Consider the following 24713-nt stretch of genomic DNA (forward strand, 5'->3'; position numbering starts at 1 on the left):
GGCAAGGAGGCATACCCATGGCCATGGACGCAGGCGAACTACAAAACCTTATCAAAGAGGCTTTGCCAGACGCACACGTGGAAATCAGAGATCTGGCAGGTGACGGCGACCATTACGCCGCTGTCGTTATCTCAGAGAGTTTCCGCGGTAAATCCCGCGTACAGCAGCACCAGTTGGTGTATCAGGCTCTTAAGGGTAAAATGGGCGACGATTTGCACGCATTGGCGTTGCAGACCTCTGCTCCGGAATAACAAAACTAAGGCAGTGCGACCTTTCTCTTGCATTATCCCTGCAAGTTCCCATATGAGTGCCGCACTACGAACAATATACAATCACGGTCACCGGGCTTTGACCCCGGTCGAGCGAAAGGAACTCGACGACATGAGCGATATCCAAAGCTGGATCAAAAACGAAGTAGAAAACAACGATGTAGTGCTCTTTATGAAAGGCACTCCAAACTTCCCACAGTGTGGCTTCTCCGGCCAGTCTGTGCAGATTTTGGATTACATCGGCGTAAAATACGTCGGTCATAACGTTCTGGAAGACGATAGCCTCCGTCAGGGCATCAAAGATTATAGCCAGTGGCCAACAATCCCACAGCTCTACGTCAAAGGCGAGTTCGTTGGTGGCTGTGATATTATCCGTGAGATGTTCCAGTCTCAGGAACTTCAGGCTCTGCTCTCAGAAAAAGGCATCGAGATCGCACCAGCTGCGTAAGTCTCTGCTGAACATAAAATTCATAAAACGGGCCTTCCCACGGAGGCCCGTTTTTTCGTTTTCACTCACGAACCCTTACTCCATCCCATTTGTGAGGTTTAGGTGCCCATCTCACTGTGCTAGCTCTAGTTATTATTCTTTTCGGAGCGCACTATGACCGAGCCAACCATTAAATTTCTTCCCAAAGACTTACGCAACACACATTCAACTTGGTTGCAAAAATACAAAAAAAATATCGTCACCAAATATGGCGAAGATGGCATCATCAATAAGATTTTTGATGTTATTGGAGTGGAAAACAAAGTTTTATGCGACGTGGGTGCAGCCGATGGAAAACATCACAGCAACACATATAACCTATTAAAAAATAAAGGTTGGAAGGGCATCTTATTTGAGCCAACAAAGCAACGTTACAAATTGCTCAAAGAATTATACAAAGAAAACGAACAAGTACTCCCACTATTTGAATACGTTGGCCTAGATAAGCACACTGATCTGGATTTTCATCTCGACCAACTTCGTGAGAAGCTCCCAAGAAATTTTGATTTTTTGTCAATCGATATTGACGGCTGTGACGTCCACATCTGGGCAGATGTAAAGCGATATCGTCCGCGCGTTGTCTGCATTGAGTTTAATCCCTGCATATCTTTGGACATTTATTTCCTGCAAGCGCGAGATCTTTCAGTGAATCAAGGAAATTCCTTACTCGCTATCTGCGAAGAAGCAAAAGATATGGGCTATGAACTAGTTGCAACAACTCAGCTAAATGCATTCTTTGTTGATCGCAATGATTTTGATAAATTTGAGATTTTAGACAATTCTCCGAAAGCAATGCATTTCTTGGAGGATAAAACCACTCATATTCTTATGGCTTATGATGGCCATCTTTTCTTAGCTGGAAGAACCCATCATCCGTGGAAGCATTACGAAATAAAAGACGACAATATACAAGTATTGCCACCGGAGTACCGAAAATGGAAGGCGGATGGGCGCTTTGCATTCGCAACGCAGGATAAAGAAAAAGCGCCTTAAAATCCTCTCATCTGAGTATCGGCTTGATAAAATATTTTCCTACAAAGCCCTTTAAAACGGGCCTTCACACGGAGGCCCGTTTTTTGTTTTCAGGCACTCGAAAACCATTAGGTTATTCTGCAAGCATTCCTCAAAACAGGCAGCATATGTTTAAGACCATTGTTTTCGATTTGGATGGCACAATTTGTCATCACAAAGCATCCTACCCGAAAATGTTCTTTGAGATTTTTGGTGAGCAGTTCAACAAGCACAGCGACACCTGGCTACGCCACATGCTGCACAATGGCGAGCACACCGGGTTGGAGGCTGTGCAGTCGTGTTTCCCAGACATGCAGGCTGACGAACAGGAGCACGCACTGACAACGTTCACCCAGAGGTGGGCGGAGGCACAAGCTCCTTTCTCTGGCATTTTTGAAGCAATCGCACTTTTGAAGGCAAACTTTGACTGTCAGATCGGTGTCATGACCAATGGCCCTTCAGGTTTCCAATGGGCTGTCATGAACAAGCTTGGAATTCTGGATCACGTCGACTTTGCGTACGCCAGTGGTGATACATTCCCAGCAGAGTGCAAACCAAGCGTGTCGCTTCTTCGCAAGCTTGAGAAAAAACACGACTTTATCGCAGAAACAGCTCTGTTCATTGGCGATAATCTGGAAAAAGACATCAAGCCTGCCCGCGAAGCAGGTTGGAGTGCCCTCCATGTTGCTCCCCACGATCGAAAAGCAGATGCCCTGCCCCTCAACAGCTTCACAGAAGCAATAGCGCAGGCAGAGTGCTTAGAGGTTAACTGGAGTAGCCTGACCGCTTAACCTTCCTGAACGCTGAATGAACACACCTCTCAGAGCTCTCTCACATTCCCCTTGCTAAATCAGTCTGATCAACAGTTCATCGGGGGATGAGAGATGCAAGTTTATCTGAGAGTTTTGCTCCTAGGCGTAATCACAGGCACCACGATGGGTGCAGTCGCCGCGGCTATTACGCCAACCACGAAGGAAGGCCTCGCCCGTTACGAGTGCAACCACATAACCGTGTTCCAAAAGCCGTCTCTACTAAACGGCCCTGACGCCTGTAAGTACTATGGGGGGATGAAGTGAGAACTCAGCTGCACTCATACTGCTGCTTCACCACGGTGATAACACCGTCTCGTAAGTTAAAGCGCTCAGTCAGCTTGCTACAGCTATCACACAGTGGAACGATTTGAGCCCGACTTCCGCTCAGCCATCTCAGGTGTGATCCTTGGGTGGGTTTTTTATGACATTCTGCATTGCTGCAGGTAGATGGCCAGTCACGTTTTGAATGCCTGATCCAGTGCAACTTCCAGGAACCGCACTGACAGGATTGATCAGCAGTATCTCTCTGCTTTTTCCATCCAATACCGTTCAAGCCATCAATGACCATATTCATAGTTACCTCCAATGTCTTTCGTGGAAAATTCACATCGAGAAACTAAAAAAATATCACCACGTTAAACCGCGGCTTGATCGCTGAAATTCTGTCTTAATTCGACTTTAGTTACAGGATCTGGATACAATCTTTATTGAATAGGTAAAATCGCGTAGTTTCTGCAATTATTTCTCGCAGTTTACGTATTTTTATTACCTAACAAGAATTTAAAATACCGCAGGGAATCTCTAGCAGCACTGAAAATCAAACACCATTGAGACGGCGAAACTGGTTGATTTGCTCAGCCATTTCTTCTGGAGATTGCTTGTAGGTGCCTGGCAACACCCCATCAACGCCCAATCCACGCACGGCTTGAGCATAGGGAAACTTCCGCTTCCCCTTCAAATCCAGCACAACGCGTTTGGCCAGCTTAAACCCCATAAAGCTGAGTTGCTTTACATCCACACTCTCAATCTCATTCCAGGCCAATCTGCGCTTGATGAGAGCACGGTGATAAACAATCCCGTCTTTTCCAATCTCGGTATAATTGAGCGAAGGAAGATGAAAGATGCAAGCAGTGCCAAGTGCAATGGTAATGCCAATCAGAAAGAACGTGGTGATGCTTATGCCAAACACCTCTTCAAGCAACGGAGAGAGATCTGCAAATCCTCGCAACTGTGAGAACAACACAAACATCAGCGCAGTAAAGACGTTCTGCAAAACCAAAGCCGTGTTACGTGCCCAAAATCGAAGTGGTGTCATGTCTCTATCCAATCCAACCGATCAATCTATCGGAAAAAAGCAAAAACCGCTCCATCAAAGGATGCAGCGGTTTAGAATTACAGCAGTTAAGCCAAATGACTAAAACTCATTGCCAAACAGTTTCTCAGTCATCGCAGCAGCAGCGGAGCAAGGTTCCTGATCACTCTCTCCCTGCTCACCCGTATTAGGACGCAGGCCAACAAAATCAAACGCCTGTGCATCATGTAAATGAGATGGACGCACATGCGCCAGAGCCCGAGCCATAATGCCCAGCCGACCCGGCGTCTCCTTCTCCCACTGTTGCAACATCTTCTTCACCTGAACACGCTGCAAGCCATCCTGTGAGCCACACAGGTTACAAGGAATGATTGGGAAATCCATTGCCTTGGAGAACTTCTCGATATCCGCTTCAGAGGAGTTCATCAGCGGACGCAGCACCATCAGGTCACCTTCATCATTCACCAGCTTTGGCGGCATCGACGCCATGCGGCCACCAAAGAACATATTCATCATAAAGGTTTCCAAAGCATCGTCCCGGTGATGCCCCAACACAATTGCCTCACAGCCCAGCTCACGCGCAGTACGATATAAAATACCGCGGCGCAGGCGAGAGCACAGGGAACAATAAGTAGACGTTTCAGGCAGCTTGTCGGTCACAATGCCGTAGGTGTTCTCGCGCACAATCTTGTTCGGGATCTGGTAGCGCTCAAAGAACTCGGGCAGGATGTGTTGCGGGAAATCCGGCTGGGACTGGTCAAGATTGCAGGCGATCAGGTCAACAGGAAGAAGACCGCGCCACTTCAGATCCATCAGAACAGCAAGCAGAGTGTAGCTGTCTTTACCGCCAGAAAGGCAGATCAGCCATTTGGTTTTCTCCGGGCTCGCCCCATCCAGAACCATCTTATAGTCAGAAATTGCCTGACGAGTTTCACGCAGCAACCGTTTACGCAGTTTTTTGAACTCAACCGAACTTGGCACCTCACGGAAAAGTGGATGACACTTTGAATCGAAACTCTTGTCCTCAGCGGCTGTATCAGTGGCGTGTTCTGCGCTTAACTGGCTCATGGCGTTATCTTATCTTCACTCGTTCTCAATCAAACAATGGCGAATGCAATATGCTGCGGGAGGAATAGCACCACCAAAAGAAAAGGGCCACCCAAAGGGCAGCCCAAATCAAATTCTTCAGGATCAAACCTATTAGCGGGAATAGAATTCCACAACCAGGTTTGGTTCCATCTGAACTGGGTAAGGCACGTCGCCAAAAGCAGGAACACGAGCAAATGTCGCGGTCAGCTTGTTGGTGTCAACGTCAAGGTAGTCAGGAACGTCGCGCTCAGCGGACTGTACTGCTTCCAGTACGATTGCCAGCTGCTTGGACTTTTCACGAACTTCAATAACGTCACCAGGCTTACACATGTAAGAACCGATGTTTACGCGGCGACCGTTTACGTTCACATGACCGTGGTTGATGAACTGACGAGCAGCAAACACAGTGAGAACGAATTTTGCGCGGTAAACAACTGCGTCAAGACGGCACTCGAGAAGACCGATAAGGTTTTCAGAAGTATCACCGCGCTGACGGGAAGCTTCATCATAAGTCTTACGGAACTGTTTCTCAGAGATGTTGCCGTAGTAGCCTTTCAGCTTCTGCTTAGCGCGCAGCTGCACACCAAAGTCAGAAAGCTTACCCTTACGACGCTGACCGTGCTGGCCTGGGCCATATTCACGACGGTTCGCAGGGCTTTTAGGACGACCCCAGATGTTTTCACCCATCCGACGGTCTAGTTTATACTTGGCGCTCTGGCGCTTAGACATCGCAGTTTCCTTAGCGTTTATCTGTAATTTTAAAGGAAACGCGCCCTCCTTTTCCTTCACAAACCCAAAGGCTCATAAAGATTGACAGCGGTCCTGGCAAATAGCGCATGCCGAACCACACGGGTGCGTAAAATCAAGCCGGCTCCATAGGAACCGCCATGAACAGCGCATTCCTATTGAAATTGCACGCAAGAGTCAACGGAATATGACAGCAAACAGCTGAGAAATAAGAGCACTATCAATAGCGCCTTTGCGCTTCTTCGCCGCGCTCTTTGCTCCAGATCGTAGCATCAACACCATCTGCAAGTTCAGGATGTTCGGCAATATCAAACATAGGTTCCTTCCCTTCCTTAAGCTGTTTAATGTAATCCTTGGTAATCAAGGACACTTTTGGCGCTAGAAGCACAATCGCAATCAGGTTGATTGTGGCCATCACAGCCATAGCGGCATCCGCTGCGTTGAATACAGTATCGACTGTCTGCAAAGTACCCCAAAACACCATTGCCAGCGAAAGAACACGAAGGATTGTGAGCCCCGGCTTCCAGCCATGCTCCAGATAAATCATGGCATTTTCCGCATAAGAATAGTTCGCCACAATCGAGGTGAATGCAAAGAACAAGATCGCAACAGCGATGAAGTAGACACCAAAGTCACCCACATGCGCCTCTGCCGCAGATTGTGTCAGCGATATTCCCGTCACACCAGTTGTCGGATCATAGATACCGGAGAGCAGGATAATCAATGCGGTCGCAGTACAGATCACGATCGTATCAATGAAAACACCCAGCGCCTGCACAAAGCCCTGTGAGGCAGGATGATGCGGATCAGGAACAGCTGACGCGGCAATGTTTGGCGCAGACCCCATGCCAGCTTCGTTGGAGTATAGACCACGGCGGACACCGTTCAGCAGCGCTGCCATCACACCACCAGATATCCCGCCAACCGCTTCTTCAAGGCCGAAGGCATGCGCGACGATACTCCACAGAACACCGGGCACTTCTTCGTAATTCGCAGCCAGAATACCAAACGCGATCACCACATAAGCAATCGCCATAAACGGAACGACGACCTCAGCAAAGTGAGCGATCTTCCGCAGGCCACCAAAGATGACCAGCCCAGCGGCTAAAACGAGCACAACACCAGTGACGATTTCCGGCATATCAAACGCACTGTTCATAGCATCTGCAATGGAGTTGGACTGCACGGCGGAAAACACGATGCCAAAAGCAAAAATCAAAGCGATTGCAAAGATATGACCAAGCAATTTGCTTTTAAGACCAGCTGCCATGTAAACCGCCGGACCACCGCGAAACTGGCCGTCGTCATCTTCAACCTTATAAAGCTGGGCCAACGCGCTTTCTGCATAGGCCGTTGCCATGCCAACCAAAGCAACCATCCACGTCCCTTAGATCGCCCCCGGCCCGCCCAGCGTCAGCGCAACTGCAACCCCTGCGATGTTGCCGGTGCCAACACGGGACGCCAAACTGGTACATAAAGCCTGAAACGGGCTAATCCCGTTGCGATCTTCATGCCTCGATTTGAGAAGAACGCTGAAACACTGCCCAAAATAACGAAACTGGATAAAGCCTAATCGAAACGTGAAAAACACACCAACGGCAAGCAAGCCATAAAGCAGAACGTAATTCCAGAGGATGGTATTGGTGTAATCGACGACAGTATTGATGATATCCAAGGCTTCGACTCCAGCAAATCCGCAGGTGCCGACTGGGTATCAAAACAAATTCAAGATCCGCCTAGAACAACCAATTAAATAAGAGAGGATTTGAGCCAAGGCGAGCAACACTCCAGCAACCTATACCTTACGAGGGAGAACCTCAGCTGGTCAGGAAAAATAGATCCTCAAACCCGGTCGCTACAGTTTCCGGCTCCAGGACCTGAACCAGCCGTTTGGCAATCGCAGGCGCAGGATCAATCCACGTCACCGGCCAGGGAGCTACCTGCTCCATTTCTTCTTGCAAAAAAGGATAGTGCGTGCATCCAAGCACGATGCAGTCGGTACGCTGACCGTCTTTCTCGACAAAGCAAGGAGCAATTTCCTGCTGCAAACGATCAAGATCCACGACGCGACCTGCCAGCTTATCTTCTGCAAGCGCTGCAAGACCGGTTGCCCCGACAAGAGCGATATGGTGCTCAGGCGCAAACTCTATGATCAAGTCCTGCGTGTAGTCACGCTTCACAGTCCCTGGCGTGGCAAGCACTGCAAAAACGCCACTTTGTGTTTGTTCTGCAGCAGGTTTTATTGCAGGAACCGTACCAACCACAGGAACGCTCAGAATCTCTCGTAAGCTCTTGAGCACAAGCGTCGAGGCCGTATTGCAAGCCACCACAACCGCGCTCGGTTGCCACGCCTCACTGACAGTCTGCACCAATGCGCTGATGTGCTCACGCAGTGCCGCTGCATCCCAGTCGCCATAAGGGAAAGCAGCACGATCCGCCAGATACAACAATGCAGCATCAGGAAGCATTCGCTTGATCTCACGCTGCACCGACAGCCCCCCGACACCACTATCCAACACCAACACACGACCAGACGTATCCGCCTGCATATGCATTTGCTGAAATGGAACGACTGGGGAGCCGATCAGCATCAATCTTTGTCCTTCACGCCATATTTCTCAAAGCAGGAAATCACACCACGCATGATACGCACTTCATTTTCGGTGAGATCTGCTTTCTGAAAGATGTTGCGCAGCCTACGAATTGTTACTGGCTTCTTTTCAATAGGACGGAAGAACCCGCGAGAATCCAGCCCTGCTTCCAGATGCTCAAACATCCGTTGAATGGATTCTTGTGTTGCGAGCTCTCCATCATAATCGTCCAAGGAGAAAGGCAGTGCACCTGCTGTCGCCACGCGGCGCCATTCATAGGCACATACCAGAACAGCCTGGGCAATATTCAAGGACGCGTAGGTTGGATCAACCGGAAGGGTCACAATCTTATTTGCAAGCGCCACCTCGTCATTGTTCAGGCCCCAGCGTTCGCGGCCAAACATATAACCGGACGGGATCCCGCGTACGCCCTGAGCAACACTCTCAGTCGCGGCCTCATCAGGTCCTACAACAGGTTTTGGAATGTCACGGCTTCGTGCGGTCGTTGCAAAAACGAGTTTCAGATCGGCAACAGCTTCTTCAACACTGTCGAAAACCCGTGCTGCATCAATAACATGATGTGCCCGGCTGGAAGCTGAGCGTGCTTTCTCACTCGGCCAACCGTCGCGTGGGTTGATCAGGCGCAGGTCGTGCAGACCAAAATTGGCCATAGCACGAGCAACCATACCGATGTTTTCGCCAAGTTGAGGTTCACAAAGAACGACAACAGGAGGAATGGCATTGTTTGTTTCAGGAGTGCTTTCAGACATGCGGATCCTCTAGCCGATCACACCGGAAATTACCAGAGCCGTTTTGCCTCCCAGCCGTCTCAGCAAACGCAAATTCCTATCAGAATAAGCCTGCTGTTTTCCCTCGGCGACAAGTCACCACCTGCACCTCAGTCACATGATATGGCGTAGGAACTCTGACCAATCACGTAAAGAGGGTAAAATTCGGCGAATTCAATCAAGAGTAAAGCTGTGTTTTGCTGTTACCTAGAGTGTTAGCCATTTCAATGCAGCCTCTGAATGGCATGACCCTCTACGAAGGAGACCCCGACGACAATGTCTGGACAAGAACCCAACGCAGGTGGCACCCCGCCTCCAAATGTCCCGGACCTCACGCAGTTAGTGCGTGACAACTGGTTGAAGTTTCTGGTGCTCGGAGTACTGATGGTGATTGGTGGTACGATTGTGTTGGTCATACCATACGCGTCCTCCATCGCAGTAGCACTGGTTATTGGATTGGTTCTGATAGTCGTCGGGGTTCTTCAACTTTGGCACGCCATGCAGGTAAAAGAATGGGGAGGCTTCCTCGGGCAATCACTGGTCGGCATCATCGCGCTGGTTGGTGGGGTAGCAATCTATTATAACCCTGTCGCCGGCACAGAAGCGCTGACACTCGTGCTCTCCGCTGTCTTCATAGCGCAAGGTGTTGCACAGGCGCTGTTCTCATTCCGTTTACGACCTCACACCAGTTGGGGCTGGATTCTGGCCTCTGGCATCATAGCAATCGCAGCTGGCTTGATGATCCTGCTCGACTTCCCTGCTTCAACCGGTTGGGCTCTGGGCCTTGTGGCTGGCATTTCCATCATGTTCAACGGCTGGAGTTATGTGGCCATCGCGCTGGCCGCGCATAAGAAAGCATAATGCGCTTCAAATGAGAACTTGATCGGAAGATTGAATTCAAAAAACAGCGTGCCGCGCAATCTAAAATGAGCGCGGCACAATTTTGTAATCAATAGGCCTGCATCTGCCATTCTTTGATGGCATCCAACGGATAAACCAGCATGATCACATTGAGTGTGAGGTTATCCCTGATGATCGCTCCAACAATCAGTTCCATGGCAAGAATGAGCACAACAGTCAGCCAGACCGGCAACCGTGCAGCAAGCCAGAACCCGAACATCATCCAGATAATATCAAAAACAGAATTCAGAACACTGTCGCCAAAGTAATCCAGGGCGATGGTCGCTTCACGGTAACGATTGATAATGTAGCTGGAGTTCTCGACAAGCTCCCATGTCGCCTCAACATTAACCGACAGAACCAGCCGGAAGCCCATTGGCCAGCCTGCTCCATCCGTAAAGAGACGGCCCATCCACCAGAACAAAGCATAAAACAGCATGCCGTGGATGATGTGAGACGGCGTGTACCAATCAGAGATATGCTGGCTGCTATCAGCACTGTTGGCGTTGCCCGCCCAAAGTTTGATCACCCCACATTTGCAGATTGGTTCCCGCCCCATAGCAAGAAGGATAGCGGCAGTCGCGATCAGCAACAAAACGGTGATCAAAGCATAGTGCTTGTTGTTCAAACGGTTGAGCATCAATCAAACTTTCAAAATGAGCAGGAACTAAAATCTTATCCGCGAAGGATGAACAGGACCTTCAAACAAGCCTGCGTATATAAGCAACGCCTAAATCAATCAACGAAAACTACAAGAAACGTGAGTTGAATTAAGTCAGTAAGGTGCAGCTAAAAGAACAATGTGGCAAAAAAAAAGGCTCAGAGAACCCCTGAGCCTTTTCCAGAACTATGTTGTCGCCAGCTGTCAGCTCGGCTTTCCAAAGATCACAGAGGCATTCACCCCGCCAAAACCAAAGCCATTGGACATGACATATTTCAGGTCTTTCTCTTTGGACGCATTCGCCACCAGATCGAACTGGGAAGCCTCATCATCCGGCTCTTCCAGATTCAGTGTCGGAGGAAGCACACCTTCCCGCAGTGCCATAATAGAAGCGATTGCCTCAAGAGCACCGGCAGCCCCCAAAAGGTGCCCCGTCGCCGATTTGGTTGAAGAAACAGCCAGATCTTTCCCACGATCTCCAAACACAGCCTGAATGCCTGCAATCTCTGCAGCGTCCCCAACTGGTGTGGATGTACTGTGGGCATTGATGTAATCAATGTCGTCAGGATTAATCCCTGCCTGCTTCAAGGCCTTACGCATCGCAGCTTGCCCACCTGCGCCATCCGGAGGAGAAGCCGTTACGTGGTGGGCATCAGCTGACGTGCCATACCCCAGGATCTCCGCAAGCGGTGTCGCACCGCGAGCGAGGGCATGCTCAAGCGTCTCAATCACCAACATCGCAGCCCCCTCACCCATGACAAATCCATCACGGTTTTTATCAAAGGGACGAGAGGCTTTGCTAGGCTCATCATTAAACCCGCTCGACAGCGCACGGGCAGCAGAAAAGCCGGCAAACGAGACAGCATCAATGCAAGCCTCAGCACCGCCAGCAAGGGCAACACTTGCCTCACCGCTCTTGATCATGCGCACCGCATCACCAATGGCCTGCACACTGGCAGCACATGCGGTCACAGGCGTTCCCAACGGGCCCTTAAACCCATTGGCAATCGAAACCTGACCCGCTGCAAGGTTTGCAAGAAAGCTCGGTACAATAAACGGTGACAGACGCCGCGGACCTTTGGTCTCAACGGTGCGTGTAGCTCCGGTCATCGCTGGAAAGCCACCAACTCCGGATGCAATGATCGTCGCGGTGCTCTCCTTCTCTTCGTCCGTTTCAGGACGCCAGCCAGCTTGCTCAACGGCTTCTTTGGCTGCAACCAGAGCATAATGGATAAACAAATCCATCTTCTTCTGGTCTTTAAAAGGAATAGCAACACTGGCATCAAAGCCAAATTCATCTTCGTCGATGGTTGGAACCTGTCCTGCCACCTGACAAGCATGCTCGCTTCCATCAAATCTGGTAAGAGCGCGAATACCACTTTCAGAAGCTACCAGTCTCTTCCAAAACGGGTTGATCCCAACACCTAGGGGCGAAACAACCCCCATACCGGTTACAACAATCCGCATCTTCCCTTACTCCTAAGTCAAAGAACGCAGCAACCGACTCCTGCGCGCTCTACAAAATGCTCGCGTCCCAATTATGACGCCATCAGGTCGCCAGAGTAATTGGATATGTTTTGAGAGTTAAGAACAAACTGCACAATTGCAACTCATAGTGGATAACATCTTGGGATTGCGGAGTAATCAGTTTTTGCGCCCTAAGCAGAATGTTCGACAATCCACTCGGAAAGAAGAAAGGTACAGCAAGATTATGGACAGCATCTCACACCATGCATGAGAGCAAATACAGTTGAAATTGCAGTTTGTTAGCAAACACCACTTCTGTGCAGCATACGAATTTGGTATTACAAGCCAACCGAGCTAGCATTTCCACTGGCATTAAATTGCGCACATGTGTATACACATGGCAATTCGAGCCGCTTCAGGCTCCATTTTCATGTACCTAAAAACACGAGGTCTACTAATATGGCGAAGATCAAGGTAGCAAATCCAGTCGTCGAGCTCGACGGCGATGAGATGACTCGCATCATTTGGCAGTTCATCAAGGACAAGCTGATCCATCCTTACCTGGACATCGATCTGAAGTACTACGACCTCGGCATTGAGTCCCGCGACGCAACAGACGATCAGATCACCGTTGATGCTGCAAACGCAATCAAAGAACACGGCGTTGGCGTTAAGTGCGCAACCATCACTCCAGATGAAGCACGCGTTGAAGAATTCGACCTGAAGCGCATGTACCGCTCTCCAAACGGCACCATCCGTAACATCCTGGGTGGCGTTATCTTCCGCGAGCCAATCATCATGTCCAACGTTCCACGTCTGGTTCCAGGTTGGACTCAGCCAATCATCGTTGGCCGTCACGCATTTGGTGATCAGTACCGCGCGACTGACTTCAAATTCCCTGGCAAAGGCAAGCTGTCCATCAAATTCGTTGGTGACGACGGCGCTGAGATTGAACACGAAGTATTCGATGCTCCTTCAGCGGGTATCGCAATGGCGATGTACAACCTGGATGATTCCATCCGTGACTTCGCCCGTGCTTCCATGAACTATGCTCTTGGCCGTAAGGTACCTTGCTACCTGTCCACCAAGAACACCATCCTCAAAGTATACGATGGTCGCTTCAAAGATATCTTCCAGGAAATCTATGACGCTGAGTTCAAAGAGAAGTACGAAGCAGAAAAAATCTGGTACGAGCACCGTCTCATCGATGACATGGTTGCTGCATCCATGAAGTGGTCCGGTGGTTACGTTTGGGCTTGTAAGAACTACGATGGCGACGTTCAGTCCGACACCGTTGCACAGGGCTTCGGTTCCCTTGGCCTGATGACTTCCGTTCTCATGTCACCAGACGGCAAAACCGTTGAAGCAGAAGCTGCACACGGCACAGTGACCCGTCACTTCCGTCAGCATGAAAAAGGTGAAGACACTTCCACAAACTCCATCGCATCTATCTTTGCATGGACCCGTGGCCTTGCGCACCGCGCGAAACTCGACGACAACGCTGAGCTGAAGAAGTTTGCTGAAACTCTTGAGCAGGTATGTATCGATACAGTTGAAAGCGGTCACATGACCAAAGATCTGGCTCTTCTCGTAGGTCCAGAACAGAAGTGGCTCACCACCACTGGCTTCCTCGACAAAGTCGACGAAAACCTTCAGAAAGCTATGGCTGCTGCATAAGTACTGCCAAAGCGCTGATTTACGAAAAGGGTGCCTCCGGGCACCCTTTTTTGTGGGCGAAGCAATTGTGCAAGCCTGTCAGCAACCCGATTGAATTTCCAGTACTCCCTTTAAATCAAGGGAGTACCGAACAATGCATCCTTCACGAATACGGCCCTACCGTAATCAAAAAGGATCCTGACGATGAAACCACAACTCTTACTGCTACTGCTCGGCGCGGGATTGGCAAACTTTGCTCAAGCTCAAGATAATGACGCCATAACCGCCAAGAAAATTGGCCCGTATTTCCAGCTGGAAATACAAACTACAACCCCGTCTGGTGAAAAAAAGAGCTCGATCTTTGTGATGGATACAGGATCAACCGGCATCGTTGGCTCCGCTGGCTTTTTTATTCCCACAGCTGAAGAACAGGCCAGCTCCACCTGCTCCACCCTGTCCTACTCCAGCTCAGGGAATACCTATGCTGGATACATAATCAATCGCGATCTCTCGTTTGGAACGCCCGGCAAGGCTCCTACAAAACACCTCAAAAACTTTCCGGTCTTTGCCGCCGTACAGCATTGCCCAAACAGTAAAAACAAGCCCACTTGCTCAAAGACACCTGCCCCCACTTGTAACCACAATCCTAAGGTTTTCATGATGGGGGTTGGTTTTGACAGTCCCCATGGCATTTCCCAGGTGGATGCAGATCAAGCCAATCCCACAAACCCATTCCTAAATCTGGTAGACGACAACGGCGTCCCTTTCGAGAACCAGAATTATGCCCTCACAAACACGCACTCAAACAACAGCAGCATAGATGTCTATCTGGCATCTACTCAAAACCCGCTCCCCAATCTGGGCAAAACGCTTACGCTTCCATTATCGGCCTCACCAACAAATCCAACAGCTTTGGTCGCACCTATCCTCCCCTTTGCAATCACAAGCAAATCCAACGGCGAGGTCGTTTATCCGCCAACCGGTCCCCAACCAACCCGCGTTCTCCCCGATACTGGTATTTCATATGGAATAGTCTCAGTAGCTAAGACCACGCCTCCGTGTTGCACTACCAGCCCTAACAGCGGACAGATTGAAACGTCAGACTATGAGATGCAGCTTTACGTATATAAGCAAAGCAAAGAACCGCTGGTGACACTAAGCTATGGGAGCAATCAAGCTCTCGGCCACTCAGCCAGATGGTCCTTAGGGCATAAGGAAGTTAGTCCGATGCTTTTTAACAGCGGCCAGCTGTTTTTCGAACACTGCAACTACTTCTACTCCCCCGCGGATAAGCAAGTGACCCTAAGCTGCGCTTCAGGACAATAAGGCTCACAGGGAGCGGAACAGCCGCTCTGACGCTCCCTGCCAGATCTCGACATGCATCTGCCTGATTGCCGCAAAGCTCCCCATGACTTCACCGGCCCCTCGATGCTGAAATCTTGAGTACGCCAAAACAACGCCTAAGTGAGAACACATTACGCTTTCAACCTAGGCGGACGGTCACTGTTTCCAATCCGGCGCCTCTTATGTTTAAAAAGATTGTTCTGCTGCTCCTCCTCGCATTTGCTGGGGTCTATCTCTACAACGCTTCATGGCTTTCAGGCCAAACTCCATCCGGCAAACCCAGATTCATTGCTCATCGTGGGGTCCACCAGACCTATCATCGCAACGAGTTGACCAACCAGACTTGCACAGCAGAGCGCATTAACACGCCTACCCATTCCTTTCTGGAAAACACAATTGCCTCCATGCGGGCTGCATTCGAAGCTGGCGCAGATATTGTCGAGCTGGATGTACATCCAACCGCAGATAACAAACTTGCCGTCTTTCATGACTGGACACTGGATTGCCGCACCAATGGACTGGGCATCACCAGATCTCATTCACTTGCAAAACTCAAAGCACTGGACATCGCCTATGGCTACACCGCAGATGGCGGAGAAACCTACCCTCTAAGAGGAACCGGCATAGGCGCAATGCCAGAACTTGAAGAGGTTTTCCGTGCTCTTCCCGGCAAGAAATTCCTGATCAACTTCAAGGAGAAAGAACTACACTCGGCAGAACTCCTGCAGGAGAAGCTTGACAAGCACCCTGAGTGGAAAGCGCAAGTCTGGGGCGTCTATGGGGCATCCGCACCCACCTGGAGTATTGCAGACAGCGCGGAGGAAATCGTAGGCTTCGACAAACGTCAAACCAAAGCCTGCTTAAAAGCATACATTGCTCTCGGCTGGAGTGGTTACGTCCCGCAAGAGTGTAGAGGCACGGTCATCGGCGTTCCCTCAAATTACACATGGGCTGTATGGGGCTGGCCACATAAGTTCCAACAAAGGCTCAAAGAATATGGCAGCGAGGTCATCGCATCCGGCCCATTCACATTACAGGGTGTCGGTGGCGGCATAGACACACCGGAACAACTTGCTGCGGTGCCTGATAACTTCGATGGATACATCTGGACCGACAAGATCGAAGTTCTTGCACCGTACATCCAAGGCCAGTCTACGAAGTAAACTCCACATCCGTGTGATGGCCCTTCCGTTCATCAATGGCTTCATCAATGATCTTCTTTGCTATAGCCGGTTTACGGTCCATGAAGCGGCGCAGGTCTTCCATTTTGAGGACCATGAGCTGAACGGGTGTTCGCGCAACAGCACTGGCCGTTCGCTTGCGGTGAGCAAACAACGATGCCTCGCCAAAATGCTCACCCTCACCATGTAAAATACTGTGGTCAGCAAACACTTCTTCCACTTCACCAGATGCAATCAGGTAAAGGCTGTCACCATCCTCGCCCTTCTCACAAATGGTCTGTCCGGCAGGCACACTGTGCGAATGTAAAAGCTCCGTCACTGCAGCGATCTCAATCGCAGACAGGCGCTCAAACAGCGGTATGGTGGCCACCATACCCCAGGTGATCACAAAGTCTCTGCTATGGATCTCACGCGCAAACGCAGTGCCAACAATTCCAACTGGCAGCGCAAACAGGCAGTACCCCATCAACATCACCAGACTGGCGATGGTTTTACCCATCGCTGTGACAGGCACAACATCACCATAACCAACCGTAGTGAGAGTTGAAAACGCCCACCACAACGCACTCGGAATAGTACCAAAATGCTCCGGCTGCGCGGTATGTTCAACACTGTAAAGCAGCGTCGCAGACACGAGAGCAACGCCAAAAATCAGCACCAGACTGCCAACAATCGCCCTCTGCTCAGCAACCACTGCAGAAATAAGAGAGCGAACAGCAGGCGAGTATCGCGCAATCTTCAGGAACCGTAACAGACGCAAAATAACAAGCGATTTCCAACTGATACTAGCGAAGAACAGCGAAAGCCAGAAGGGCAAAACAGCTACAAAATCAACCAGCGAGAGCGGCTGCATCGCATAAACAGCACGCGCTTTGAGCGGACCATATTTCCTCAAAGGAGGATGCAGGTCTGAAACCCAAAGCCGCAATAAATATTCAACGGCAAAGATTGAGCCAGCAATGAAATCCAGCAGAAAGATCTGCCAGACATACACTTCTCCGATGCTTGGCTCTGTCTCAAGGACAGCAAGTCCCACATTCACAACAATAAAGATGATGAGAATAGCATCGATCTGCTTGGCAAGCCGGTTACCAGCACTGCTGCGCTCCAGCAGATTATAAACTTTCAACTTGATGGAGTGTGCCACCAACGCCCCCAATAAAATTCCCGGGCACTTGAAGAAACAGATAAAGCAATCCCAACAGCAATAAACCTCCCTTCACCATTTTACAGGCCCACGCAAATCGCAAAAAGAGGCACCCAGCGAAAGTAACTGGCAAAAAATAAAGGGGAGATTAAATCCCCCCTTTGCAGCTCTTAGATCTTTGGTTCGGTATTAAAGCGTTTCAAGGTGAGCCTTAATCGCAGCAATCGCCTCATCAGCCTTGCTTGCATCCGGGCCACCAGCCTGCGCCATGTCCGGACGGCAACCGCCCCCACGACCACCAAGAGCAGCAGAACCAATGCGAACAAGCTCAACCGCACTGACCGTCTCACTCACATCCTTGGTCGAGCCAACAACGATCGCAGCTTTTCCGTCTTCCGCTTTGCTGATCAGCACAACAACACCGGAACCAATCGCAGTCTTGCCTTCATCGGCAACAGACTTGAGATCCTTCGGATTGATGCCTTCAAGAACACGAGCCATAAGCTTGAACTTACCCGCTTCAGTAACACCGGCATCCCCATCAGAGCTGCCACCGCCCATCGCAAGTTTCTTCTTCGCGTCCGTCAGTTCACGCTCAAGCTTCTTGCGCTCATCCAGCAAGCTTGCAATACGAGCAGGAACGTCAGCTGCAGCAACCTTAAGCAAACCAGCAGTCTCACGCATCAGCGCATCCTGCTCCGCCAGATACTTACGTGCTTCATCACCAGTAAGCGCTTCAATACGGCGAACACCAGCAGCAACAGCACCTTCAGAAACAACAGTCACAAGACCAATGTCACCAGTGCGCTTCACATGCGTACCACCGCAAAGTTCCACAGAGTAAGACTTTCTGGCTTTCTCGCCAGTAGTCGCCGTACCCATGGAAACCACACGGACTTCATCGCCATACTTCTCACCGAACAGAGCCATCGCGCCAGCTTCGATCGCCTCATCAACTTCCATCAAAGAAGTCTCAACAGCACCGTTTTGCAGCACGATCTCGTTGGCCAGAGCCTCAACCCGTACCGTTTCTTCAGCGCTGACAGGCTTTGGATGCGAAAAGTCAAAACGCAGACGTTCTGGCGTAACCAGAGAGCCCTTCTGAGCAACGTGAGTACCAAGCACTTCACGCAATGCTTCGTGAACCAGGTGCGTTGCGGAGTGGTTGGAACGAATGGCACTACGGCGAGAATGGTCAACAACCAACTCAAGCGCATCGTCCACCTTAACTTCACCGCTCTCAACACGAACAAAATGGACGAACAGGCCGTCAGCTTTCTTCTGCGTGTTGGTGACAGCAAGGGAAACACCATCTGCAACCATGGTACCACAGTCGCCAACCTGACCACCGGATTCGCCATAAAACGGCGTCTGGTTAAGGATCAAAGACCCCTCTTCACCCTGCTTCAAAGAAGTAACTTCTTCGCCATCCTTCACAAGGTTCAAAACAATGCCTTCTGCCTTCTCAGTCTCATAACCGAGGAACTCAGTCGCACCTGCTTTCTCCTTAATAGAGAACCAAATCGCATCGGTTGCAGCATCGCCGGAACCTGACCACGCCGCACGCGCTTCAGCACGCTGACGCTCCATGGCAGTGTTGAATCCATCGGTATCAACCGCAATCTCACGACTGCGCAATGCATCCTGCGTCAGATCGAGCGGGAAGCCGAAGGTGTCATATAGCTTAAACGCTGTTTCACCATCAAGCTGATCACCGGAGCCCAGAGAACTGGTTGCATCTTCCAGCAGGCCAAGACCGCGCTCAAGAGTTTTGATGAAACGCTTTTCTTCCAGCTGAACAGTCTCTTCAATAAGCTTTTCAGCACGCGGAAGCTCAGGGAACGCCTGACCCATTTCACGAACCAGAGTAGGCAGCATCTTGAAGATGACCGGCTCTTGTGCACCCAAAAGGTTTGCATGGCGCATCGCGCGGCGCATGATGCGGCGCAAAACGTAACCACGGCCTTCATTGGACGGCAGAACACCATCAGCAATCAGGAAGGCCATGGACCGCAAGTGATCCGCAATCACCCGGTGGCTCGCCTGCGCTTTGCCAACAGCTTCAACACCAGTGAGATGCTCAGAGCTCGCAATCAGAGCCTTAAAGAGATCGATCTCGTAGTTGTTATGTACGCCCTGCATAATCGCAGCAAAACGCTCAAGTCCCATGCCCGTATCGATGGATGGACGAGGCAGATCGATACGCTTTTCTGGCAGCTGCTCGTACTGCATGAATACGAGATTCCAAATCTCGATAAAGCGATCACCATCTTCCTCAGGAGATCCTGGAGGGCCACCCCAGATGTGCTCGCCATGATCATAGAAGATCTCGGAGCATGGGCCACAAGGACCTGTATCACCCATGGCCCAGAAGTTATCTGAGGTTGGGATGCGGATGATTTTCTCATCAGCAAAGCCAGTCAACTTCTTCCAGATCCTGAATGCTTCTTCATCCTCGGAATAAACGGTGATCAACAGCTTGTCAGCCGGCAGCCCGTATTCTTTGGTGATCAGATTCCACGCCAGCTCAATAGCGTTTTCCTTGAAGTAATCTCCAAAGGAAAAGTTGCCCAGCATTTCAAAGAAGGTGTGATGGCGCGCAGTGTAGCCAACATTGTCCAGATCGTTGTGCTTACCGCCAGCGCGGACACACTTTTGCGAAGATGTTGCACGCACGTAATCCCGTTTTTCCAAACCGGTGAATACGTTCTTGAATGGCACCATACCCGCATTTGTAAACATCAATGTCGGATCATTGCGTGGCACCAGTGGACTGGAAGGAACAACTTCGTGTCCGTTCTTTGCAAAGTAGTCGAGAAAAGCCGACCGAATTTCGTTGACGCCACTCATAGGTATTGATGTCCGTCTCGTTTTCTAGTGGGCAGCTACTTCAACAATCACAGCCGCCAAATTGCAGGGTATGCGCATCAAAAACGATGCAACAAAAAATTAGTATCTGCCGCGTTTTAGCCATATGCAGCAAATCTGTCCATAAAACCCTACAAAAAAAGAGGCTGGATAAATCCAGCCCCTCTAAACTCTATTGGTTTTCCGCAGCTTTTTCCGGATCATCAATCGCTTCAGCGATCAAACCTGCATTCTGTCGGATAGCAAGTTCAATCTCGTCCGCCAGTTCAGGATTCTCTTTCAGGAAGGTTTTCGAGTTCTCTCGCCCCTGCCCCAGCCGCTGGCTGTTGTAGGAGAACCACGCACCTGACTTCTCAACAATGCCGCCTTTCACACCAAGATCCAGCAATTCTCCCATTTTGGAGATGCCTTCACCGTAGATGATGTCAAACTCAACCTGCTTGAATGGAGGCGCCAGCTTATTCTTCACCACTTTCACGCGGGTCTGGTTACCAACAATTTCGTCACGATCTTTAATCGCACCGATACGGCGGATATCCAAACGCACAGAAGCATAGAACTTGAGCGCGTTACCACCAGTTGTCGTCTCAGGCGAACCAAACATCACACCGATCTTCATGCGGATCTGGTTGATGAAGATCACCATGGTGTTGGATTTGGAAATGGAAGCGGTCAGCTTGCGCAGCGCCTGGCTCATCAAACGAGCCTGCAGGCCAGGGAGCGAATCGCCCATCTCACCTTCAAGTTCAGCTTTTGGAGTCAGCGCAGCAACGGAATCGATCACCAGCACATCAATCGCACCAGAGCGAACCAGCGTATCAGCGATCTCAAGCGCCTGTTCACCAGCATCCGGCTGAGAGATGAGCAGGTCATCAATATTCACACCGAGCTTGCGTGCATAAATCGGGTCCAGCGCATGTTCAGCATCAATAAAGGCGCAAATCCCGCCTCCTTGCTGCGCACAGGCAACTGTGTGCAAAGCCAGCGTGGTTTTACCGGAGCTTTCAGGTCCATAGATCTCAACGATACGCCCTTTTGGCAGTCCGCCGATTCCAAGACCGATATCAAGACTGAGAGAACCAGTCGAGACGCTCTGGATTTCTACGGCTTGCCCCTGGCCCATGCGCATAATGGAGCCTTTACCAAAGGCTCGTTCAATTTGGGAAAGCGCTGCATCCAGTGCTTTATTCTTGTCCATCTGATTGCCCTCAACAAGGCGAAGTGAAGTTTGTGCCATACGTTCTCATCCCTTATTCCACGATGGACGCGTAGTTTCAAAGTCAGTTATTTGTACTCATTTTGTTCCAACTTTGCAATACCTGATAACTAACTAATAAAAATGGACTAATTTCAATGTGTTCTCTTATTGTTCAGCATGTAGATAACTTTTCCCGACACCTGTTTGGAGGAACGCATCTGGAATCAAACAGCAAAATGCACTTTTGATACATCACCCACAGTCTGTATTTGCTCGTAGCTTGCTTTGGCCAACCACATTGCATATCAACTGTCTTTCGATGTCGGGAGGAGAATTGGTTATGTCCACTAAAAAGGTCGGAGTAATCGGAGCAATCCATCTGGACAGGATTGCCCATGCAGATCGACCATTCAAGCCGGACACCTCAACACCCGGGAAAATTATGTCCCGTGCTGGAGGTGTTGGAGCAAACATTGCACGCGCAATGGCCCGGCTGGGCATGCAACCAACAATGCATGGATGTCTGGGGGACGATGCAGACGGAGCATTCCTCGCAAAAAGTCTGACAGACTGCGGGATTGATACCTCCAGTATCACCACTGTCGCAGACGGTCGAACAGGATCCTATCTGGCGCTTCACAATCCGGATGGCACATTGTTCTCCGCAATTTCAGACAGTGAGATCACAGCAAAGGTAAGTTTCTCACAAGCAAATCCAATCCCGCAAGCTCTGCTGGACTGTGATATCTGGCTCTGCGAAACCAATCTGGAAGAAGCAACGCTTTTCTCACTTGCCAATGCCAAGGAGCATCGCCTTCTCGCAGCAGACACTGTCTCGATTGCGAAGGCACCCAAACTGCGTCCCCTCCTCTCAAACATCGACATTCTTTTTACCAACACAGATGAAGCCACAGCTCTTTTGGAGTGCGAACCAGGAGAATTCTCAGCAGAAGAACTAGCTCGAAAGCTGGCAACTGCGGGCATTCCTATTGTTCTGGTCAGCAATTCCAACAAGCCACTGGCTCTTCACTGTGCAGGCAGCACAAGCTCGCACACTCCATTTTCTGTTGTTCCCGTAGATGTCACCGGTGCCGGTGATGCCTTCATTGCAGGCTTTCTTTATGCAAGTTGCCTCAATGAAGCCCCGGTTTCAGCAGTAAAAAGCGGTCTTGCCTCTGCATCAATTACAGTGGAAGCGACCGGCGCTGCGCCAGAAACGCTTTCACCCCAATCGCTTAAAGCTCGTTTATTAGAACATGCCTAAGCACCAACAACATACGAAAGACTGGGAAAACCATGGGAAGTTCAATTAAAATCCATCATTCAAAAGAAGTTGCAGATGCTCTGAGCAATGGCGCCCCTATTGTTGCGCTGGAGTCCACCATCATTACCCATGGCATGCCGTATCCGCAAAACGTTGAAACTGCCCGCGAAGTAGAACAGATCATCCGTGACGGTGGCGCAGTCCCTGCGACAATCGCTGTGTTGAACGGCGAGCTGCATGTGGGTCTGGAAGACAGCACTCTGGAAGAATTGGCAAACGCCAAAGACGTCATGAAGTGCTCCCGCGCAGACCTTTCCTTCGCTATGGCGCTGGGTAAAAACGGCTCCACAACCGTAGCTGCAACCATGATGGCGGCGCACGCAGCTGGCATCCGCGTGTTCGCAACCGGCGGCATCGGCGGTGTCCATAAAGGCGCAGAAACCAGCTTCGATATCTCAGCAGACCTGGATGAGCTGTCCCGCACTCCAGTTTGTGTTGTTTCCGCAGGTGCAAAAGCCCTGCTCGACATTCCAAAGACACTGGAAGTTCTGGAAACACGCGGCGTTCCGGTCATTGGTTTCAACTGTGAAAACGTGCCTGCTTTCTGGTCCCGCGATTCAAAGATCAAAGCGCCTTACAGCCTGGACGATGCTTCAGACATCTCCAAGCTCATCAAGTTCCGCGAAACATTTGGCGACCACGGCGGCATGCTCGTCACCAACCCGGTACCTGTTGAAGATGAAATCCCATCTGACGAAATGCAGGTGTTCATTGATGCCTCCATTCAGGCAGCAGAAGAGCAGAACATCACCGGCAAGGAAGTCACTCCATTCGTGCTGCAAGACATTTTCGAGCGCACCAAGGGCCGCAGCCTTGCAACCAACATTGCGCTGGTGAAAAACAACGCAAAGCTTGCTACGAAAATCGCTTGTGGTTTGACTGCGTAAGCAGCTTTCAAATTAAGCAATGATGCAAATCCGGGTTGGTCCTTCCAGCCCGGATTTTTTATGTACGATCAGCACCATTTTTCAAAAGCACCCCGACACGTTTAGTCAACTCAAATCATGCAGAGACTTTCACATCTCTTTGATCGAAAGATTCCGTTGTTTTTCGGTCCCGATTATTTTAGGTGTTCTAAAGCTATAGAATTTTACATCTCTGTGTTTCTATTGGCGCATCTGCATCTTGTGGTCATATAGTGCTCATCAAAACGCCATCAGGCGGGCATATGCGAGAAAGGCCGATCCCATTTAATGGGTGGCTCCATTGAAATCACGCCAAACAGAATTGCGCGGTTGGCGGCAGCTGCTTCTGTTTTTGTCACCCGCAGGATTTACGCTATGAAGAAACTCATTTTTATCGGATTAACTGCAGCTCTCGCGGCCTGCCAAAGCGGTCCATCCAATCGCAGTGGTCAGCCAACTATTCGCGCAGACGCAGATTCTCAAACCATTCAGATCAACGCGTCTCCTGAAACTGTTCGCAAAACACTGGTCGATAGCGCAAGCGCACGCGGCACCATCGTGCAGCAGAACGAACCAAACATGGTGGTTATGGAAAGCTATGTGCGCGGCGAAAACGCTGTTTTAGATAACGAGTTCGGCGCCTCTGACTCCGGTGAGCGCGCCTACCGCATTCGTGTGCGTTTCTCTGGCGCACAGTGCCGTACAAATGTTGTTCAGGACCTTGCACTGGTCAACAACATCTACACCCCGCAAGAACAGTCTTTCCAACTTCCAGGAAATCCGGGTTCCATGCAGAGCCTTCAACGTTTGAAGTCCAATGCGGAATCATCTGCAGGCTGCTAAGCATCAAGAATTCAAAAAAAGGCCGGAAAGCTTCACAGCTCTCCGGCCTTTTGCATTAAAGAGTAAGAAACTACAGCGTATCTCCGAAAAGTGGAAACCGGTTTTCGGATAAA

The 24713-nt window shown here is 50.2% G+C and carries 22 protein-coding genes and 1 pseudogene; 12 read left to right on the top strand and 11 right to left on the bottom strand.

All coding sequences use genetic code 11. The annotated features are described in order from the left end of the window. Nucleotides 1-17: 17 nt before the first annotated feature. The 5 genes from PsAD13_RS21020 (at nucleotide 18) to PsAD13_RS21040 (ending at nucleotide 2843) form a co-directional block, all read left to right on the top strand. Nucleotides 18-251 carry a BolA family transcriptional regulator gene (locus PsAD13_RS21020; RefSeq protein WP_057462580.1) on the top strand — a complete coding sequence of 78 codons (234 nt, stop codon included), beginning with the start codon at nucleotides 18-20 and terminating at the stop codon, nucleotides 249-251. 130 nt (nucleotides 252-381) lie between these two features. Further along, nucleotides 382-717, top strand: coding sequence for a Grx4 family monothiol glutaredoxin (grxD, locus tag PsAD13_RS21025; protein ID WP_063319366.1), 336 nt, complete (start codon nucleotides 382-384; stop codon nucleotides 715-717). 153 nt (nucleotides 718-870) lie between these two features. After that, complete coding sequence (locus PsAD13_RS21030; protein WP_063319367.1) at nucleotides 871-1749, top strand: hypothetical protein; 879 nt, start codon at nucleotides 871-873, stop codon at nucleotides 1747-1749. 146 nt (nucleotides 1750-1895) lie between these two features. Continuing rightward, entirely contained in the window at nucleotides 1896-2558 is a 663-nt protein-coding gene (locus tag PsAD13_RS21035) for an HAD family hydrolase (protein WP_063319368.1), read from the top strand. Between the two features lie 93 nt (nucleotides 2559-2651). After that, entirely contained in the window at nucleotides 2652-2843 is a 192-nt protein-coding gene (locus PsAD13_RS21040; RefSeq protein ID WP_057462584.1) for a hypothetical protein, read from the top strand. A gap of 553 nt (nucleotides 2844-3396) precedes the next feature. On the opposite strand, the gene PsAD13_RS21045 is transcribed toward PsAD13_RS21040, so the two are convergent. The 6 genes and pseudogenes from PsAD13_RS21045 to PsAD13_RS21070 form a co-directional block, all read right to left on the bottom strand. Then, on the bottom strand, nucleotides 3397-3894 hold the full coding sequence (locus tag PsAD13_RS21045) for a hypothetical protein (protein ID WP_063319369.1): 498 nt from the start codon (nucleotides 3892-3894) through the stop codon (nucleotides 3397-3399). Nucleotides 3895-3993: 99 nt separating this feature from the next. Next, on the bottom strand, nucleotides 3994-4959 hold the full coding sequence (gene ttcA, locus PsAD13_RS21050) for a tRNA 2-thiocytidine(32) synthetase TtcA (RefSeq protein WP_063298033.1): 966 nt from the start codon (nucleotides 4957-4959) through the stop codon (nucleotides 3994-3996). Between the two features lie 132 nt (nucleotides 4960-5091). Further along, nucleotides 5092-5709 carry a 30S ribosomal protein S4 gene (gene rpsD, locus PsAD13_RS21055; protein WP_057462588.1) on the bottom strand — a complete coding sequence of 206 codons (618 nt, stop codon included), beginning with the start codon at nucleotides 5707-5709 and terminating at the stop codon, nucleotides 5092-5094. A 238-nt stretch (nucleotides 5710-5947) separates the two neighbouring features. Next, a pseudogene (locus PsAD13_RS21060) lies at nucleotides 5948-7393 on the bottom strand (sodium:alanine symporter family protein). Between the two features lie 151 nt (nucleotides 7394-7544). Further along, entirely contained in the window at nucleotides 7545-8318 is a 774-nt protein-coding gene (gene murI / locus PsAD13_RS21065; RefSeq protein WP_063319370.1) for a glutamate racemase, read from the bottom strand. Next, nucleotides 8318-9088, bottom strand: coding sequence for an RNA methyltransferase (locus PsAD13_RS21070; RefSeq protein ID WP_063292767.1), 771 nt, complete (start codon nucleotides 9086-9088; stop codon nucleotides 8318-8320). Before PsAD13_RS21070 ends, murI begins: the two co-directional genes overlap by 1 nt. 294 nt (nucleotides 9089-9382) lie before the next feature. Between PsAD13_RS21070 and PsAD13_RS21075 the strand changes: the two genes are divergently transcribed. Continuing rightward, on the top strand, nucleotides 9383-9967 hold the full coding sequence (locus tag PsAD13_RS21075) for an HdeD family acid-resistance protein (protein WP_063319371.1): 585 nt from the start codon (nucleotides 9383-9385) through the stop codon (nucleotides 9965-9967). Nucleotides 9968-10055: 88 nt separating this feature from the next. Here PsAD13_RS21075 and PsAD13_RS21080 read toward each other — a convergent pair whose 3' ends face one another. Beyond that, a complete protein-coding gene (locus PsAD13_RS21080; protein ID WP_063319372.1) occupies nucleotides 10056-10646 on the bottom strand; it encodes a DUF2585 domain-containing protein in 591 nt (196 codons plus the stop codon). Between the two features lie 225 nt (nucleotides 10647-10871). Continuing rightward, nucleotides 10872-12134, bottom strand: a complete 1263-nt coding sequence (fabF, locus tag PsAD13_RS21085) for a beta-ketoacyl-ACP synthase II (protein ID WP_057462594.1) — start codon at nucleotides 12132-12134, stop codon at nucleotides 10872-10874. A 459-nt stretch (nucleotides 12135-12593) separates the two neighbouring features. On the opposite strand from fabF, the gene PsAD13_RS21090 reads away from it, so the two are divergent. The 3 genes from PsAD13_RS21090 (at nucleotide 12594) to PsAD13_RS21100 (ending at nucleotide 16297) form a co-directional block, all read left to right on the top strand. Further along, nucleotides 12594-13811, top strand: coding sequence for an NADP-dependent isocitrate dehydrogenase (locus PsAD13_RS21090; protein WP_063303477.1), 1218 nt, complete (start codon nucleotides 12594-12596; stop codon nucleotides 13809-13811). A 183-nt stretch (nucleotides 13812-13994) separates the two neighbouring features. Further along, nucleotides 13995-15116 (top strand): hypothetical protein, encoded by a 1122-nt coding sequence (locus PsAD13_RS21095; RefSeq protein WP_063319373.1) that lies wholly within the window; start codon nucleotides 13995-13997, stop codon nucleotides 15114-15116. A gap of 200 nt (nucleotides 15117-15316) precedes the next feature. Next, nucleotides 15317-16297, top strand: coding sequence for a glycerophosphodiester phosphodiesterase family protein (locus PsAD13_RS21100; RefSeq protein WP_063319374.1), 981 nt, complete (start codon nucleotides 15317-15319; stop codon nucleotides 16295-16297). Here the strand turns inward: PsAD13_RS21100 and PsAD13_RS21105 are convergent. The 3 genes from PsAD13_RS21105 to recA all read right to left on the bottom strand — a co-directional run bounded on the left by PsAD13_RS21105 (nucleotide 16287) and on the right by recA (nucleotide 21567). Continuing rightward, nucleotides 16287-17462, bottom strand: coding sequence for a cyclic nucleotide-gated ion channel (locus PsAD13_RS21105; RefSeq protein ID WP_063319375.1), 1176 nt, complete (start codon nucleotides 17460-17462; stop codon nucleotides 16287-16289). The two genes, PsAD13_RS21100 and PsAD13_RS21105, sit on opposite strands and share 11 nt — an antisense overlap. Nucleotides 17463-17651: 189 nt before the next feature. Continuing rightward, complete coding sequence (gene alaS / locus PsAD13_RS21110) at nucleotides 17652-20312, bottom strand: alanine--tRNA ligase (RefSeq protein WP_063319376.1); 2661 nt, start codon at nucleotides 20310-20312, stop codon at nucleotides 17652-17654. 190 nt (nucleotides 20313-20502) lie between these two features. Beyond that, on the bottom strand, nucleotides 20503-21567 hold the full coding sequence (gene recA, locus PsAD13_RS21115; protein WP_057462600.1) for a recombinase RecA: 1065 nt from the start codon (nucleotides 21565-21567) through the stop codon (nucleotides 20503-20505). A gap of 301 nt (nucleotides 21568-21868) precedes the next feature. On the opposite strand from recA, the gene PsAD13_RS21120 reads away from it, so the two are divergent. The 3 genes from PsAD13_RS21120 (at nucleotide 21869) to PsAD13_RS21130 (ending at nucleotide 24600) form a co-directional block, all read left to right on the top strand. After that, nucleotides 21869-22792, top strand: coding sequence for a PfkB family carbohydrate kinase (locus PsAD13_RS21120; RefSeq protein WP_063319377.1), 924 nt, complete (start codon nucleotides 21869-21871; stop codon nucleotides 22790-22792). Nucleotides 22793-22824: 32 nt separating this feature from the next. Beyond that, nucleotides 22825-23739 (top strand): pseudouridine-5'-phosphate glycosidase, encoded by a 915-nt coding sequence (locus PsAD13_RS21125; RefSeq protein ID WP_063319378.1) that lies wholly within the window; start codon nucleotides 22825-22827, stop codon nucleotides 23737-23739. Between the two features lie 393 nt (nucleotides 23740-24132). After that, nucleotides 24133-24600: a hypothetical protein gene (locus PsAD13_RS21130; protein ID WP_063292832.1), complete on the top strand. Its 468-nt coding sequence runs from the start codon at nucleotides 24133-24135 to the stop codon at nucleotides 24598-24600. Nucleotides 24601-24713: the final 113 nt, after the last annotated feature.

The organism is Pseudovibrio sp. Ad13 (assembly GCF_001623225.1).
In the GTDB taxonomy this organism is placed as follows: Bacteria; Pseudomonadota; Alphaproteobacteria; order Rhizobiales; family Stappiaceae; genus Pseudovibrio.

Bases quoted from the DNA above. Each gene is read 5' to 3' on its own strand.
- PsAD13_RS21020 (WP_057462580.1), top strand. From the start codon at position 18: ATGGCCATGGACGCAGGCGAACTACAAAACCTTATCAAAGAGGCTTTG.
- grxD (WP_063319366.1), top strand. From the start codon at position 382: ATGAGCGATATCCAAAGCTGGATCAAAAACGAAGTAGAAAACAACGAT.
- PsAD13_RS21030 (WP_063319367.1), top strand. From the start codon at position 871: ATGACCGAGCCAACCATTAAATTTCTTCCCAAAGACTTACGCAACACA.
- PsAD13_RS21035 (WP_063319368.1), top strand. From the start codon at position 1,896: ATGTTTAAGACCATTGTTTTCGATTTGGATGGCACAATTTGTCATCAC.
- PsAD13_RS21040 (WP_057462584.1), top strand. From the start codon at position 2,652: ATGCAAGTTTATCTGAGAGTTTTGCTCCTAGGCGTAATCACAGGCACC.
- PsAD13_RS21045 (WP_063319369.1), bottom strand. From the start codon at position 3,894: ATGACACCACTTCGATTTTGGGCACGTAACACGGCTTTGGTTTTGCAG.
- ttcA (WP_063298033.1), bottom strand. From the start codon at position 4,959: ATGAGCCAGTTAAGCGCAGAACACGCCACTGATACAGCCGCTGAGGAC.
- rpsD (WP_057462588.1), bottom strand. From the start codon at position 5,709: ATGTCTAAGCGCCAGAGCGCCAAGTATAAACTAGACCGTCGGATGGGT.
- murI (WP_063319370.1), bottom strand. From the start codon at position 8,318: ATGCTGATCGGCTCCCCAGTCGTTCCATTTCAGCAAATGCATATGCAG.
- PsAD13_RS21070 (WP_063292767.1), bottom strand. From the start codon at position 9,088: ATGTCTGAAAGCACTCCTGAAACAAACAATGCCATTCCTCCTGTTGTC.
- PsAD13_RS21075 (WP_063319371.1), top strand. From the start codon at position 9,383: ATGTCTGGACAAGAACCCAACGCAGGTGGCACCCCGCCTCCAAATGTC.
- PsAD13_RS21080 (WP_063319372.1), bottom strand. From the start codon at position 10,646: ATGCTCAACCGTTTGAACAACAAGCACTATGCTTTGATCACCGTTTTG.
- fabF (WP_057462594.1), bottom strand. From the start codon at position 12,134: ATGCGGATTGTTGTAACCGGTATGGGGGTTGTTTCGCCCCTAGGTGTT.
- PsAD13_RS21090 (WP_063303477.1), top strand. From the start codon at position 12,594: ATGGCGAAGATCAAGGTAGCAAATCCAGTCGTCGAGCTCGACGGCGAT.
- PsAD13_RS21095 (WP_063319373.1), top strand. From the start codon at position 13,995: ATGAAACCACAACTCTTACTGCTACTGCTCGGCGCGGGATTGGCAAAC.
- PsAD13_RS21100 (WP_063319374.1), top strand. From the start codon at position 15,317: ATGTTTAAAAAGATTGTTCTGCTGCTCCTCCTCGCATTTGCTGGGGTC.
- alaS (WP_063319376.1), bottom strand. From the start codon at position 20,312: ATGAGTGGCGTCAACGAAATTCGGTCGGCTTTTCTCGACTACTTTGCA.
- recA (WP_057462600.1), bottom strand. From the start codon at position 21,567: ATGGCACAAACTTCACTTCGCCTTGTTGAGGGCAATCAGATGGACAAG.
- PsAD13_RS21120 (WP_063319377.1), top strand. From the start codon at position 21,869: ATGTCCACTAAAAAGGTCGGAGTAATCGGAGCAATCCATCTGGACAGG.
- PsAD13_RS21125 (WP_063319378.1), top strand. From the start codon at position 22,825: ATGGGAAGTTCAATTAAAATCCATCATTCAAAAGAAGTTGCAGATGCT.
- PsAD13_RS21130 (WP_063292832.1), top strand. From the start codon at position 24,133: ATGAAGAAACTCATTTTTATCGGATTAACTGCAGCTCTCGCGGCCTGC.